We start from the raw sequence: 13,563 nt of genomic DNA, 5'->3' as shown, positions 1-13,563 counted from the left end.
ATCTATAGAAAACGCCCGCGGCCGCTCAGCCTCTGGTCGGCGTACGCTACGCGCCAGTAACATAGCGGCGGGACTGTTGGAGTGAAGGGGCCAGGCTATGAGCGAGTTCGACGTCTACCAGCTGCCGGAGGACCACGAGACCATCCGCGCCGCGGTGCGCGAGGTGTGCGACGCGCGGGTGGCGCCGAATGCGGCCGAGGCCGACGAGACCGGGGAATTCCCCAAGGCTTCGTACGACGCCCTGCGCAGCAGTGATTTCCACGCGCCGCACATCCCGGTCGAGTACGGCGGGGCCGGCGCCGACGCCCTGGCCACCGCCATCGTGATCGAGGAGGTGGCCCGCGCCTGCGGCTCGTCCTCGCTGATCCCCGCGGTCAACAAGCTGGGCACGATGCCGCTGCTGATCGCCGCCTCGGAAGAGCTGAAGCGGAAGTACCTGCCCAAGGTCGCCTCGGGTGAGGCCATGTTCTCGTACTGCCTGTCCGAGCCCGAGGCCGGTTCGGACGCGGCGTCGATGACGACCAAGGCCGTACGTGACGGTGATCACTGGGTGCTCAACGGCGTCAAGCGCTGGATCACCAACGCGGGCGTTTCGGAGTACTACACGGTCTTCGCGGTCACCGACCCGACCAAGCGCTCCAAGGGCATCTCGGCCTTCGTGGTCGAGAAGTCCGACGCCGGGGTCAGCTTCGGCGCGCCCGAGAAGAAGCTCGGCATCAAGGGCTCGCCGACCCGCGAGGTCTACTTCGACAACGTCCGCATCCCGGCCGACCGCATGATCGGCGACGAGGGCACCGGCTTCGCGACGGCGATGAAGACGCTCGACCACACCCGCGTCACGATCGCGGCCCAGGCGCTGGGCATCGCCCAGGGCGCGCTCGACTTCGCGAAGGGCTATGTGAAGGAGCGCAAGCAGTTCGGCAAGCCGGTGGCCGACTTCCAAGGCGTTCAGTTCATGCTGGCCGACATGGGCATGAAGCTCGAGGCGGCGCGGCAGCTCACCTACGTCGCGGCCGGCAAGAGCGAGCGCGGCGACGCCGACCTGACCTACTTCGGCGCCGCCGCCAAGTGCTTCGCCTCCGACGCCGCGATGGAGATCACCACCGACGCCGTCCAGCTGCTGGGTGGGTACGGCTACACCCGTGACTACCCGGTCGAGCGCATGATGCGCGACGCCAAGATCACCCAGATCTACGAGGGCACCAACCAGGTGCAGCGTGTCGTCATGGCCCGCCAGCTGCTCAAGGACTGACGGGCCACAGCGTTTCTCAGGAAGCGCGGACGACCGCGGTGGCCGGGTCGCCGTCGACGGCGGCGGCGATCTGGGGCACCAGCTTGTCGAGCAGGTAGGGCAGGCTCAGCACCGAGATGAACGAGGTGGCCGCGCCGACCTGCTCGAGGTTCTCGACGTAGAGGTCGCGGGCCTCGGTCTTGACCTTCAGCTTGCTGTAGAGCGGGTCGGCCTGCACCTTCGCCTTGTCGGCGTCGTGCTTGTCGACGATCCAGACCAGCATGTCGACGTCGAGCAGGTCGGTGCGCTCCTTGGACAGGTTGGCGCCGAACTCCTTGCCGGTGATCTCGTCGAGGCCGGCCGGCAGCGTGAAGCCGAGGTCGGTGAGCAGGCGTCCGCGGGGGTCTTGCGTGCCGTAGACCCAGTAGCCCTCGTACGTGGTGGCCATCAGACCGGTCTTGCCCGCGAACTCGGGGTGGTCCGCCTTGACCTTGGTGAACAGGGCCTCGGTGTCGGTGACCAGCTTCTCGGCCTGCGCCTTGCGGCCGACCGACTCGCCGACCGTACGGGTCAACTCCTGCCAGCTCACGCCGTAGTCGACCTGGTCCTTGGGCTGGGCCACGGTCGGCGCCATCTTCGACAGCTTGGCGTAGTCCTCGGTGGTCAGACCGGAGTAGACGGCCAGGATGAGGTCGGGCTTGAGCGCCGCGACCTTCTCGAACTGGATGCCGTCGGTGAACGTCAGCACCTGCGGCTTCTCGGCCGAGCCCAGCGCGGCGGTGGCCCAGGGCCAGATCGCGCCCGGCTTCTCGCCGAACCACTCGGTGGTCGCGACCGGGACGACACCCAGCGCGAGCAGGGCGTCCTGCTCGACCAGGCCGACGGTGACGATCCGCTTGGGCTCGGCCTTGATCTCGGCCGTGCCGAACTTGTGGGCGATGGACACGGGGAAGGCGGCGGCGTCGACGCCGGCCGAGGCGCTGCCGGCGGTGGCCGGCTCGTCGTTCTCGCTGTTCGGTCCGCACGCGGTCAGCGCGAGGAGGAGCCCGGCCGCCGCCACAGTGGCAGTCCGCCGGATATTGATGAGCCGCACGGGCTGTTCCCTTCTGAAAAACGCGAGGGCCCCGGGACGGGTGACCTCGACCGCGAGTGTAGGTTAGCCTCACCTAAACGCAGAACCCATGGAGCCCACGTTGACCGCCGTCATTGCGGCCCCGCCCTCCAGCGCGCACCAGAATCGGGCGAAGCGGCGCTGGATCGGCTTCGTGGCGGCCCTGGCTGTCCTATTTGTCGTGATAGCTGTGAGCATCGCGATCGGCAGCCGCACGATCGAGCTGTCGACGGTGTGGCAGGTGCTGTGGCACCCCGACAACTCGCCGGAATCGGCCATCGTCCATGACCTGCGTCTACCCCGGACGCTGCTCGGGCTCGGGGTCGGCGCCGCGCTGGGGCTGGCCGGCACGGTCATGCAGGCGCTCACCCGCAACCCCTTGGCCGAACCGGGGCTGCTCGGCGTGAACATGGGCGCCTCGACCCTCGTGGTCGTCGCGATCGCTTTCCTCGGTGTGACCACCGCCTCCGGCTACGTCTGGTTCGCCTTCCTCGGGGCCGCGCTCACCTCGGCCGCCGTCTTCGCGCTGGGCGGGGCCGGGCGGCATCCGACCCCCGAGCGGCAGATTCTGGCCGGGGTCTCGATCACGGCGGTGCTCGGCGCGTTCGTCTGGGTGATCCTGGTGCTGCGCCGTGAGGCGTTCGACCGCTACCGGCACTGGGACGTCGGCTCGTTCTCCGACCGCGACTCGGGCACTGTCCTGCGGATCCTGCCCTTCCTCGCGGTCGGCATCGTGCTCGCGCTGATCCTGGGGCGGCAGCTCAACGCGCTCAGCCTGGGCGACGACTCGGCCACCGCGGTCGGGGCCCATCCCGTACGCATCCGGGCCCTCGGCCTGCTGGCCGTGACCCTGCTGTGCGGGGCCGCCACGGCCGCCGCCGGTCCGATCTGGTTCCTCGGGCTGGCCGTGCCGTACGCGGCCCGCATGATCGTCGGCTCCGACTACCGCTGGATCCTGGCCTATGCCGTGATCATCGGTCCCGCCCTGATCCTGGGGGCCGACGTGCTGGGCCGGGTGCTGGTGACCCCGGCCGAGCTCCCGGTCGGCGTGGTCACCGCTTTCCTGGGCGCGCCGTTGTTCATCGCGCTGTGCCGCCGACGCCGGTTGAGTTCACTGTGAGGACAGTGGTCCGAGGCGCCGGCCTCTCGGTGCGGATCTACCCGCGCGCCCTGATCGTCGGCGTGCTGCTGCTCGCCGCCGCGCTCGCCGTCGCGCTGGTCAACCTGACCACGGGCGACTTCCCGGTGCCGGTGGCCGACGTGTTGAAGAGCCTGGCCGGTAAAGGCGACGCCGGCACCGACTTCATCGTCTACGAGCTGCGCCTGCCCCGAGTGCTGGTCACCCTGCTGGTCGGCGCGGCCCTGGGCGCGAGCGGAGCGGTGTTCCAGAGCCTCACCCGCAACCCGCTCGGCAGCCCCGACTTCATCGGCCTGACCACCGGCGCGGCCAGCGGCGCGCTCATCGTGATGCTCATCGCCGGCGGCGGCGGGGCGCAGGTCGGCGTGGGCGCGATCGTCGGCTGTGTGATCACCGCCGTGGTCATTTATCTGCTGGCGTTCCGCCGCGGTGTGCAGCCGTTCCGGCTCGTACTCATGGGAATCGGCGTCTCGGCGCTGCTCGAGGCCCTGAACTCGTACCTGATCTATCGCGCCCGCCTCAACGAGGCCATCGCCGCGCAGGTGTGGCTGATCGGCAGCGTGAACGGCCGGGGCTGGACCGAGGTGATCATCGCCGGCGTCACCGTGGTCCTGCTGCTGCCCACTGTCGTCTACTTCGGACGGCACCTCAAGCTGCTGGCCCTGGGCGACGAGATGGCCGTCCTGCAGGGGGTTCCGGTCGAGCGCAGCCGGGCCATCCTGGCCCTGGCCGCCGTCGGGCTGTCGGCCGGGGCGACCGCCGCCGCCGGCCCGATCGCCTTCGTGGCCCTGGCCGCGCCGCCGCTGGCCGCCCGGTTGAGCCGTTCGCCCAACGCCGGCATCCTGCCCGCGGCCATGATGGGCGCGATGCTGCTGTCGGCCGGCGACTGGGCCGCGCAGAACGCCCTGCCCGGCAACGACATCCCGGTCGGCGTGATCACCGCGGCGCTCGGCGGCGTCTATCTGACCTGGTTGCTGTTCCGCGAACGAGGAGCGAGACGATGACCGATCCCCGCCTGCGGGCCGAGGACCTGACACTCGCCTACGACAAGCGGGTCGTGGCCGAGAAACTCGACGTCGGGATCACCGATGGCTCGTTCACGGTCATCGTCGGCCCCAACGCGTGCGGCAAGTCGACACTGCTCAAGGCCCTCGCGCGGGTGCTCAAGCCGCAGGCCGGGGCGGTCTGGCTGGACGGGCAGGCGATCGCCTCGTACCCGTCCAAGCAGGTCGCGAAGCAGCTGGGCATGCTGCCGCAGTCGCCGATCGTGCCCGGCGGCATCGTGGTCGAGGAACTGGTCGCCCGCGGCCGCTTCGCCCACCAGCGCCTGCTGCGGCAGTGGTCGCCCGAGGACGAGGTCGCGGTGACCGAGGCGATGCGGCTGACCGAGGTGGCCGACCTGGCCGACCGGTTCGTCGACGAGCTCTCCGGCGGTCAGCGGCAGCGGGTCTGGCTGGCCATGGCCCTGGCCCAGCAGACGCCGATCCTGCTGCTCGACGAGCCGACCACGTTCCTCGACCTGTCGCACCAGTTCGAGGTGCTCGACCTTTGTGCCGAACTGCACGAGCAGGGCCGCACGATCGTAGCCGTGCTGCACGACCTCAATCACGCCTGCCGTTATGCGACCGAGCTCATCGTGATGAAAGCCGGTGAGGTCGTGGCCCAGGGCCCGCCGGCCGAGGTGATGACGGCCCAGTGCGTCGAGGACGTCTTCGCGATGCCGTGCCGGGTCATCGACGACCCCGAGACCGGAACCCCGATGGTGGTTCCGGCCGACCGGCAGCGCCGGCGCGGTTCCCGTACGCCGGAAGCAGCCCGCGCGTGAAGGCAGCGCTCACGAGGCAGCGTCGCCTGATCGGCACCGGCGCGCTGCTGGCCACCCTGCACCAGGCGGGCGAGGTGTCCGTCCCGTTCCTGATCGGCGTCATCATCGACCGCGCGGTCGACGGCGGTGTCGGCGACCTGTTCCTGTGGCTCGGCGTGCTCGGCGGCGTCTACATCGGACTCAGCTACAGCTTCCGTTACGGCGCGCGGGCCGGCGCCCGCGCCTCCGAACAGGCCGCCCACGACCTGCGCCTGCAAGTGACCCGCCGGGTGCTGCACAACCGCGGCGGGGCCGAGGAGGGCCGGCTGCCCGGCGCCCTGGTCTCGATCGCCACCAGCGACACGGCCCGGGTCGGTGGGGTCGCGGTGGCCATCGTCTACGGCACCGCGGCCGTGGTCGCCGTCGTCTTCACCGCCGTGCTGCTGCTCTGGATCTCGATCCCGCTCGGCCTGCTGGTGCTGCTCGGCCTGCCGCCGCTGATGTGGCTGGGCCAGCGCATCGGCCAGCCGCTGGAGGAGCGCAGCGAGACCGAGCAGGAACACGCGGCCGAGGCCTCCGGGGTCGCGGCCGACCTGGTCGAGGGGCTGCGTGTGGTCAAGGGCCTGCGGGCCGAGGAGGCCGCGGTCTCCCGTTACCGGCAGCGCAGTCAGGTCGCGCTGACGGCCACCGTGCGGGCCGCCCGCACCGAGGCGGCCTACCAAGGCGTGGTTCTCACCGTCAGTGGACTCTTCCTGGCCGTGATAGCTGTCGTCGGCGGCATCCTGGCCGTGCGCGGCGACATCACCGTGGGCCAGCTGATCTCGTCCGTCGGGCTCGCGCAGTTCCTGGTCGGTCCACTGTCGACCTTCGGCTGGGTCGGCGCCGACTTCGCCCAGGCCCGCGCGTCGTCCCGGCGCATCGAGGCGGTGCTGTCGGCGCCGGTGGCGGTCACCGGCGGTGATGCCGTTCCGGTCACTCCGGTCAAAGGCCAGATCGATCTGCGCGTACGGGATGTGACCGTCAAAATCGCCCCCGGCGAAACCGTCGGGATCGTCGCCACCGACGCGGCCGCCGCGGCCGAACTGCTGCAGTTGCTCGGCCGGTCGTCCGACCCGGCCGACGGCGTGGTCGAACTCGACGGCGTGACGCTGGCCGCGCTCGAACCGGAAGACCTGCGCGCCGCCGTCCTGGCCGTCGAGCACCACACCGACCTGTTCGACGGCACCCTGCGCGCGGCCGTCTCGCTCGACCGGGCCGACCCGGGCACGGTCGACGCCGCGATGGCCGCGGCCGACGCCGACGAGGTGGCCCGCACCCTGCCCGACGGCCTCGACGCGGTGCTGGGCGACGGCGCCCGCACCCTGTCCGGCGGCCAGCGGCAGCGGATCGCGCTGGCCCGGGCCCTGGCCACCGAGGCGCCGGTGCTCGTGCTGCACGACCCGACCACGGCCGTCGACGCCGTGACCGAGGCCCGGATCGCCACCCGGCTGCGCGCGATGCGCGACGGACGCACGACGATCCTGGTCACCACCAGCCCGGCCCTGCTCGCGGTCACCGACCGGGTGGTGTTCCTGCACGAGGGCGCGGTCCGCGCCGACGGCACGCACGGCGACCTGGCCGCGGCCGACGCGACGTACCGGGAGACGGTGCTGGCATGACGACCACCCTGCTCCCGATCGCGACCGGAGCCCGTACGCGCTCGGTCGTCCTCGGTTTCCTCCGCCCGCAGCGGGCCCGGCTCGCCGGCGCGCTCACGCTGCTGGTCGCGGGCACGATCGCCGGCCTGGTCGCGCCCCCGCTGCTCGGCCACATCGTCGACCTCGCGACCCGCGGCGGCAGCACCGGCGACTTCGTGCTGGCCGGCGTCGGCCTGGTCGCCGCCGCCCTGCTCGAAGCGGCCCTGGCCGGCCTCGGCGTCGCCCTGCTGGCCCAGGTCGGCGAGGACACCCTGGCCCGCCTGCGCGAACGGTTCGTCGAATCGGCGTTGCGGCTGCCGCTGGAACAGGTCGAGAAGGCGGGCGCGGGCGACCTCACGTCCCGCGTCACCAACGACGTGTCAGTGGTGGCCGAGGCCGCCCGCACCGCGCTGCCCGAGTTCACCCGCGCCCTGCTGACCATCGTGCTGACCCTCGGTGGCCTGGCCGTGCTCGACTGGCGCTTCCTGGTGGCGGCGCTGATCGCGGTGCCGGTGCAGGCGTACACGGTCCGCTGGTACGCGCGCCGGGCCGTGCCGCTCTATGCCAAGCAGCGGGTGGCCGTCGGCGCCCAGCAGCACCATCTGCTGGCCACCATCGACGGCGCGCCGACGATCCGCGCCTTCCGCGTCGCCGGCGAACACAGCGGTCGCGTGGCCGCCCGCTCGCAGCAGGCCGTCGACCTGCTGCTCCAGGGTGTGGCGTTGCAGACCCGCTTCTACGCCCGGCTCCACGTCGCCGAATTCGCGGGTCTCGCGGCCGTGCTGGCCACCGGCTTCTTCCTCGTACGCGGGGACGCCGTCAGCATCGGCACGGCCACTGCCGCCGCGTTGTACTTCCACGGCTTGTTCAATCCGGTCAACGTGGCCCTGGCCCTGGTCGACGACGCCCAGGCCGCCGCCTCGGGCCTGAACCGCCTGGTCGGCGTGGCCTCGCTGACCACCCCGGCCCGCTCTTTGCATGCGGTGTCTGATGCGCCGTCGGCCATCGAGGTCCGCGGCCTCGTGTTCGGCTACGACCCCGCCCGCCCGGTGCTGCACGAGGTGGACCTGACCGTGGCCCGCGGCGAGCGGGTGGCCGTGGTCGGCTCGACCGGCGCCGGAAAGACCAGCCTGGCCAAGGTGATAGCCGGCGTCCACGACCCCGACCGCGGCACGGTCACGGTCCCGGCCGGCGAGGTGGCCCTGATCACCCAGGAGGTCCACGTCTTCGCCGGCCCCCTGGCCGAGGACCTGCGGCTGGCCCGCCCCGGCGCCACCGAGCAAGAGCTGGAAGCGGCGCTGGCCGCCGTGGACGCGCTGGACTGGGCCGCCCAGCTGCCCGAGGGCCTGGACACCGAGGTCGGCGCGGGCGGCCACACGTTGACGGCCGCGCAGTCGCAGCAGCTGGCCTTCGCCCGCCTGATCCTGGCCGACCCGCCGGTGGCCATCCTCGACGAGGCCACGGCCGAAGCCGGCAGCGCCGGGGCCCGCCTGCTGGAACGCGTGGCCGCGGCCGCCCTCGAGGGCCGGACCGCCGTGATCGTCGCCCACCGCCTGACCCAGGCCGTCACCGCCGACCGCGTGGTCGTCCTCGAGAACGGCCGCGTCGTTCAGAACGGGCCGCACGCGGCCCTGGTCGACGAGCCCGGCCCGTACGCCGTCCTGTGGCAGGCTTGGTCCGGCCAACGTAGCTAGGGATCGGATGGCGACCCGGGCCGAGGCTCTGACTCGGAATCCGCAGGCTCTTGATGCCTATCCGGAGGCTGTGGAGAACCGTTAGCCGGGGTCACCTCGAACTTCTTCTTCCCGATGTAGCACCAGGGGCAGGCGATGTCGGACCAGACATCGACCTTGATCGACTCCAGGGCTGTGCTCGTGGTGTTGTTCACCCAGCCAGGCTCCAACATTCACATCGATGTGAAGGCAAGTGTGGTCCTCACCGCAGAGCCTGGTAGTCAGCCTGTCTACTAACCAGGTAGCCTGCCTAGCCATGACTCCACGGCCGTGGCTGCACGGCTTCCTAGACCTCTGTCTGCTGGCGATGCTGCGGGAGAGACCCGATTACGGGTACGGGCTGTCGCAGCGGCTCGCGTCGGCCGGCGTCGCCGACGTGCCCGGGGGCACGCTGTACCCGGCGCTGCTCCGGCTCGAGGAGCAAGGCCTCGCCACGCCTAGTTGGGCACCGTCCGAGGCCGGGCCCCGCCGCAAGTACTACGCGATCACCGACGCCGGTCGCGAGCTGCTCGACGGGCAGGCCGACGACTGGCGGCGGTTCCGTGACGGCGTCGACTCGCTGTTGAGCGCGAGCGAGGTGCCGCATGACTGACTGGCCCTCCGCGTTCGAGGCCGAGCTGTTGCGTCTCGGTGTGCAGCCGGCCCGGGCCCGCCGCCTCGCCGACGACACGTCCCAGCAGGCGGCCGAGACCGCCACCGCGCCGGGGGAGGTGTTCGGGCCCGCGCATCTCTACGCCCGCCATCTGGTGGCTGAGCTCAGCGCGCCGGTGGCGGCCTCCCCGCGTACGAAATTCGAGGCCGGACCGGTGCTGCTGAGCCTGACCGGCGTCAGTAAGCGCTATCGCCGCCAGACGGTTTTCACCGGTGTCGACCTGACCGTGCGCGGCGGCGAGGTGGCCGCCATCGTCGGCGCCAACGGCTGCGGCAAGTCCACCCTGCTGCGCATCTGTGCCGGCCTGACCAGGCCCAGCGGCGGCACCGTGAAGCGCACCAGGCGGGTCGGCTTCGTGCCGCAGGACGGCGGGACCGCGGGCTGGCTGACCGCCGAGGAGCATTTCACCCTGTTCGGCGCGGCCGCGGGCATGGTGCCGGGCCGGGCCCAGTCCACCGGCGTCCACCTGGCCACCCGCCTGGCCTGGCGGCCGGCGGCCCAGCGCGTCCAGCACATGTCCGGTGGCACGCGGCAGAAGCTCAACCTCGTGCTGGGCGAACTCCACGCGCCCGATCTGCTGCTGCTCGACGAGCCCTACCAGGGCTTCGATCAAGGCACCTATGTGGACTTCTGGCAGCAGGTCTTCGCCTGGCGCGACGCCGGCCGGGCCGTCGTGGTGGTCACCCACCTGCTGCACGACCTGCAGAACGTCGACCACGTGCTCGATCTGGGGGAGCGATGACGACACTCGTGGTGGCCACGCTCTCGGCCCGTGAGGTGGGGCGGCGCTGGGCCGCGCTGGCCCTGGTGATCGCCCTGCCGTTCTGGTTCTACCTGGTACGCCGGGACGCCACCGGTCAGTCCATGCGCATGCTGACGCTCGGCATCGGCTGGGCGATCTCGACGCTGACCCTGTTCGTCGTCAACGCCTCCCGCAGCGTCGATCCGCGGCTGCGCCTCACCGGCGCGTCGGTGCTCAGCATCATCGGCGGCCGGCTGCTGGCGATGACCGGGGTCGGCGTCGCGCTGGCCGCCGGTTACTGGGCGCTGACCTGGGTCGATCAGGACGTCTTGCACCCGTGGGCGGCCGCGCTGATGATGCTGGTCTCGGCCGTCGTCGCGGCCCCGCTGGGCAGCCTGATCGGCGCGCTGCTGCCCCGCGAGCTCGAGGGCGCGCTGGCCCTGTTCAGCGTGGTGGCGGTGCAGATGCTGGCCGACCCCGCGGGTCTCACGGCCAAGCTGATGCCGTTCTGGTCGGCCCGCGAGATCGGCACGTACGCCGTGGACGGGGGCAGTCTCGACATGGTGGGCCACGGGCTGGCCCACGCGGGCGTCACCTGGCTGATCTGTGCCGGCGGCACTTGGGCCGTCTTCCAGTGGCGGCTGCGGCTGGCCCGGTACCCGGAGCCGTGATCTTCTTGCCAGAATGGGGCCATGAGCCGTCAATGGTCCGTGCTGGGAGTTCCGTCGAGCGCCGGGGCCCACACGCCCGGCGTGGAGCAGGGGCCGGCCGCGTTGCGGGCGGCCGGGCTGCTCAGCGATCTGCGGGCGGCCGGGCTCGACGTCGACGACCACGGTGACGTGCCGGGCTTCCGGTGGCGCCCCGACCCGCAACACCAGAACGGCCAGAACGCTCCGGCGGTGGCCGCCGTCGCCGATGACGTGGCAGCGGCCGTGGCGGTCGTTCTGGCCCAGGGCCGTACGCCGCTGGTCGTGGGCGGCGACTGCAGCATCACCGTCGGCGTGATGGCCGGGTTCGCCCGCGCCGCACGGGATCCGGCCCTGCTCTACATGGACGGCGGGCCCGACCTGTTCACGCCCGCGACCAGGGCGAACGGCAACCTGGACGCGATGGGCCTGGCCCACCTGCTGCGGCTGCCCGGCCACCTGCCCGAGGTGGCCGCGGCCGGTCCGCCGATCACGCCGGACCGCGTCGTGTCCTATGGGGACGCTCTGCCCGAGGAGGGCCCCGACGTCGAACTGGACCTGCTGCGGGAGTTGGCCATCACCCGTGTCACGGCCCGCGACGTACACCGTGACGCCCATGCGGCCGCGGCATCGGCGCTGGCTGCGGCCTCCGGCGAATCCTTCGTCCTGCATTTCGACGTGGACGTGCTGCGCTTCGCCGACATGCCGATCGCCGACGTTCCCGACTCCGGTGGCGACCCGATCGGCCTGTCGCTGCACGAGGCGATGACCAGCGTGTCGATCTTCGCCCGCAGCCCGCGCCTGGCCGCGGTGGTCGTCACCGAGATCAACCCCGACCATGCCCCGGGCCCCGAGACGCTGAGCGACTTCACCACCGCACTGGCCGTGGCGCTGGCCGCTCGGTAGCGCTCATATCACCTGCGGGGGATGTGACCGCCAACACAAACGGTCAGGCAAGATCAGCCGAAAGTACGTATAAGCCTCACGGTGTCCTTTGCGTCCGATATGCCACGATCTGTGGCGTAAGGCAGCAACCACTTGGAGGTTGAGATGAGCAAGGTAGCTCGGATGTTCACCATGATGGGCCTGGGCCTGATGGCGGGCGCGACCATGGCCGCCGGCCCGGCGCTCGCTGCGGGCGCCGCGGACGCGCCGGCCGCCAAGCCCGCGACCACGACCAAGGTCCAGAAGCACGGGGACCGGGACCGGGTCGTCGGCTACTTCCGGACGCGGGGCGCCTGCGAGCAGGCCGGCCGCATCGGTGAGTGGCGTGACCGCTGGGACGACTACGACTGCGACCGGGTTCGCTTCGGCTTCAAGCGCGGCCTGTGGGCCCTCGAGGTCGAGCAGAACTGGCGCGGCGGCGGCCACTGGGGCCACGGCGGCGGCCGCGGTCACGGTGGGCACGGTCACCACGGCGGGCACCACCGTCGCTGACCGGTCGTTCCGGTAGCGCAACACCCGGAAAGCTCCGCGGGCGCGACGCCCCGAACCGTTGCGGCCGGAGCCTTCCCGATCGACCGGTAGCGGGGTCGAGAGTTCCGTCCACGCTCTCGATCTCGCACCAAGAACCACCCCGGTGCTCGGGCCGCATCAACCACGATGCGGCCCGAGCGCGTTTTTATACCCTGCGTAGCACCGTCACCACTTTGCCGAGGATGACGGCGTCGTCGCCCGGGATGATCTCGTACGCCGCGTTGCGGGGTTGCAGTTCGATGTGGCCGCCGTTGCGCTGGAAGACCTTGACGGTGGCCTCCCCGTCGATCATCGCGGCCACGATGTCGCCGTTGTCGGCCACCTGCTGCTGACGCACCACAACGGTGTCGCCGTCGCAGATCGCCGCCTCGATCATCGAATCACCCTTGACCTTCAGGGCGAACAGCGTGCCGTGGCCGACCAGGCTCAACGGCAGATTCAGCTCTTCGTCGACATGCTCGTCGGCCAGGATCGGCGTGCCGGCGGCGATCGTGCCCAGCACGGGAACGGGCACATTGGCCTGCTCACCCGGGGTGCGCACATCGATCGCCCGCGAGCCGCGGGCGCCGCGCCGGATGTAACCCCGATCTTCGAGAACCTTGAGCTGGTGGGCCACCGACGACGGCGACTCGAGCCCGACGGCGGCGCCGATCTCGCGGATGGTCGGTGGATAGCCATGCTGGTCGATCCACTCGCGGATCATCGAGTGGATCTGCCGTTGACGCTTGCTCAGGGGCACGCCGTCCGTAGACATGGACGGATGATACTACATTCTTCGATCATCTGTACGATTTTGCCCTGGTCAACTGGGTTCACGCTGGGCCGGGATCTCATCCTCGGCCCTCAGGACGGAGATCGTGCCGTCCTCGGCGGTACGCGCCGGGACGGTGGCCTTGCCCTTGGCCGGGATCCGCATGATCTCGGTCCGCTCACCCGGCGGCTCGACCGTCCCCGGCCGGATCACCTGCGTACGGTCCGGATCGAGCCGGATCACCTGGGTCTCGTCACCACCGATGTCCCCGGTGTGGCTGAGCGTGGCGGTGTTCTGCCCCGCCGCCCGCCCCGGATGATCCGCGAGGTCAACGGCCGGCTCCGGCGGCAGCAGATCGAGGGGCGCCGCCAATTCCCGTACGACGATCGCCTGCGTCCGATCCGGGTCGGGCGCACTCAACGACCGCGTCGTCTCCACGTCCTCAGCCGGCCCACTGTCTATACCGTGCGTGGTCTCGCTGTGCGTGTTCTCGCCGCGCGTCGCTGCGCCGTATGTCGCGTCGCCGTATGTCGCGCCGCTTTGTGCGGTCTCGCCGTGCGTCG

The 13,563-nt window shown here is 71.2% G+C and carries 14 protein-coding genes; 11 read left to right on the top strand and 3 right to left on the bottom strand.

Going from position 1 to position 13,563, the window contains the following annotated elements:
- Positions 1 to 97: 97 nt before the first annotated feature.
- Positions 98 to 1,252, top strand: a complete 1,155-nt coding sequence (locus M1L60_RS20680; RefSeq protein ID WP_253239104.1) for an acyl-CoA dehydrogenase family protein — start codon at positions 98 to 100, stop codon at positions 1,250 to 1,252.
- 16 nt (positions 1,253 to 1,268) lie between these two features.
- Here M1L60_RS20680 and M1L60_RS20675 read toward each other — a convergent pair whose 3' ends face one another.
- Positions 1,269 to 2,324, bottom strand: a complete 1,056-nt coding sequence (locus M1L60_RS20675) for an iron-siderophore ABC transporter substrate-binding protein (protein ID WP_253239103.1) — start codon at positions 2,322 to 2,324, stop codon at positions 1,269 to 1,271.
- An 88-nt stretch (positions 2,325 to 2,412) separates the two neighbouring features.
- On the opposite strand from M1L60_RS20675, the gene M1L60_RS20670 reads away from it, so the two are divergent.
- The 10 genes from M1L60_RS20670 (at position 2,413) to M1L60_RS20620 (ending at position 12,210) form a co-directional block, all read left to right on the top strand.
- Positions 2,413 to 3,462 (top strand): FecCD family ABC transporter permease, encoded by a 1,050-nt coding sequence (locus tag M1L60_RS20670; RefSeq protein ID WP_253239102.1) that lies wholly within the window; start codon positions 2,413 to 2,415, stop codon positions 3,460 to 3,462.
- Between the two features lie 5 nt (positions 3,463 to 3,467).
- Positions 3,468 to 4,484 (top strand): FecCD family ABC transporter permease, encoded by a 1,017-nt coding sequence (locus tag M1L60_RS20665; protein WP_253239101.1) that lies wholly within the window; start codon positions 3,468 to 3,470, stop codon positions 4,482 to 4,484.
- Complete coding sequence (locus M1L60_RS20660; RefSeq protein ID WP_253239100.1) at positions 4,481 to 5,305, top strand: ABC transporter ATP-binding protein; 825 nt, start codon at positions 4,481 to 4,483, stop codon at positions 5,303 to 5,305. Before M1L60_RS20665 ends, M1L60_RS20660 begins: the two co-directional genes overlap by 4 nt.
- Positions 5,302 to 6,942 (top strand): ABC transporter ATP-binding protein, encoded by a 1,641-nt coding sequence (locus M1L60_RS20655; protein ID WP_253239099.1) that lies wholly within the window; start codon positions 5,302 to 5,304, stop codon positions 6,940 to 6,942. The genes M1L60_RS20660 and M1L60_RS20655 overlap by 4 nt, the downstream gene beginning before the upstream one ends.
- Positions 6,939 to 8,654, top strand: coding sequence for an ABC transporter ATP-binding protein (locus M1L60_RS20650; protein ID WP_253239098.1), 1,716 nt, complete (start codon positions 6,939 to 6,941; stop codon positions 8,652 to 8,654). Before M1L60_RS20655 ends, M1L60_RS20650 begins: the two co-directional genes overlap by 4 nt.
- Before the next feature lie 295 nt (positions 8,655 to 8,949).
- Positions 8,950 to 9,285: a PadR family transcriptional regulator gene (locus tag M1L60_RS20640; protein WP_253239096.1), complete on the top strand. Its 336-nt coding sequence runs from the start codon at positions 8,950 to 8,952 to the stop codon at positions 9,283 to 9,285.
- Positions 9,278 to 10,087 (top strand): ATP-binding cassette domain-containing protein, encoded by an 810-nt coding sequence (locus M1L60_RS20635; protein WP_253239095.1) that lies wholly within the window; start codon positions 9,278 to 9,280, stop codon positions 10,085 to 10,087. Before M1L60_RS20640 ends, M1L60_RS20635 begins: the two co-directional genes overlap by 8 nt.
- Positions 10,084 to 10,758, top strand: coding sequence for a hypothetical protein (locus M1L60_RS20630; RefSeq protein WP_253239094.1), 675 nt, complete (start codon positions 10,084 to 10,086; stop codon positions 10,756 to 10,758). Before M1L60_RS20635 ends, M1L60_RS20630 begins: the two co-directional genes overlap by 4 nt.
- A gap of 21 nt (positions 10,759 to 10,779) precedes the next feature.
- Complete coding sequence (locus M1L60_RS20625; RefSeq protein WP_253239093.1) at positions 10,780 to 11,679, top strand: arginase family protein; 900 nt, start codon at positions 10,780 to 10,782, stop codon at positions 11,677 to 11,679.
- Between the two features lie 144 nt (positions 11,680 to 11,823).
- A complete protein-coding gene (locus M1L60_RS20620; protein WP_253239092.1) occupies positions 11,824 to 12,210 on the top strand; it encodes a hypothetical protein in 387 nt (128 codons plus the stop codon).
- Positions 12,211 to 12,394: 184 nt separating this feature from the next.
- Here the strand turns inward: M1L60_RS20620 and lexA are convergent, their stop codons facing one another.
- Positions 12,395 to 13,003: a transcriptional repressor LexA gene (lexA, locus tag M1L60_RS20615; protein WP_253239091.1), complete on the bottom strand. Its 609-nt coding sequence runs from the start codon at positions 13,001 to 13,003 to the stop codon at positions 12,395 to 12,397.
- 48 nt (positions 13,004 to 13,051) lie between these two features.
- A partial coding sequence (locus M1L60_RS20610) for a hypothetical protein (RefSeq protein WP_253239090.1) occupies positions 13,052 to 13,563 on the bottom strand: 512 nt, incomplete at its 5' end.

Source organism: Paractinoplanes aksuensis (assembly GCF_024137025.1).
Taxonomy (GTDB): domain Bacteria; phylum Actinomycetota; class Actinomycetes; order Mycobacteriales; family Micromonosporaceae; genus Actinoplanes; species Actinoplanes aksuensis.
Note: the sequence above shows the minus strand (reverse complement) of the source record. Positions and strands in the feature narration are given on the sequence as shown.

Excerpts from the sequence above, each read along its gene's own strand:
- M1L60_RS20670 (WP_253239102.1), top strand. The coding sequence starts at position 2,413 with ATGGAGCCCACGTTGACCGCCGTCATTGCGGCCCCGCCCTCCAGCGCG.
- M1L60_RS20630 (WP_253239094.1), top strand. The coding sequence starts at position 10,084 with ATGACGACACTCGTGGTGGCCACGCTCTCGGCCCGTGAGGTGGGGCGG.
- lexA (WP_253239091.1), bottom strand. The coding sequence starts at position 13,003 with ATGTCTACGGACGGCGTGCCCCTGAGCAAGCGTCAACGGCAGATCCAC.
- M1L60_RS20620 (WP_253239092.1), top strand. The coding sequence starts at position 11,824 with ATGAGCAAGGTAGCTCGGATGTTCACCATGATGGGCCTGGGCCTGATG.
- M1L60_RS20650 (WP_253239098.1), top strand. The coding sequence starts at position 6,939 with ATGACGACCACCCTGCTCCCGATCGCGACCGGAGCCCGTACGCGCTCG.
- M1L60_RS20635 (WP_253239095.1), top strand. The coding sequence starts at position 9,278 with ATGACTGACTGGCCCTCCGCGTTCGAGGCCGAGCTGTTGCGTCTCGGT.
- M1L60_RS20625 (WP_253239093.1), top strand. The coding sequence starts at position 10,780 with ATGAGCCGTCAATGGTCCGTGCTGGGAGTTCCGTCGAGCGCCGGGGCC.
- M1L60_RS20680 (WP_253239104.1), top strand. The coding sequence starts at position 98 with ATGAGCGAGTTCGACGTCTACCAGCTGCCGGAGGACCACGAGACCATC.
- M1L60_RS20640 (WP_253239096.1), top strand. The coding sequence starts at position 8,950 with ATGACTCCACGGCCGTGGCTGCACGGCTTCCTAGACCTCTGTCTGCTG.
- M1L60_RS20660 (WP_253239100.1), top strand. The coding sequence starts at position 4,481 with ATGACCGATCCCCGCCTGCGGGCCGAGGACCTGACACTCGCCTACGAC.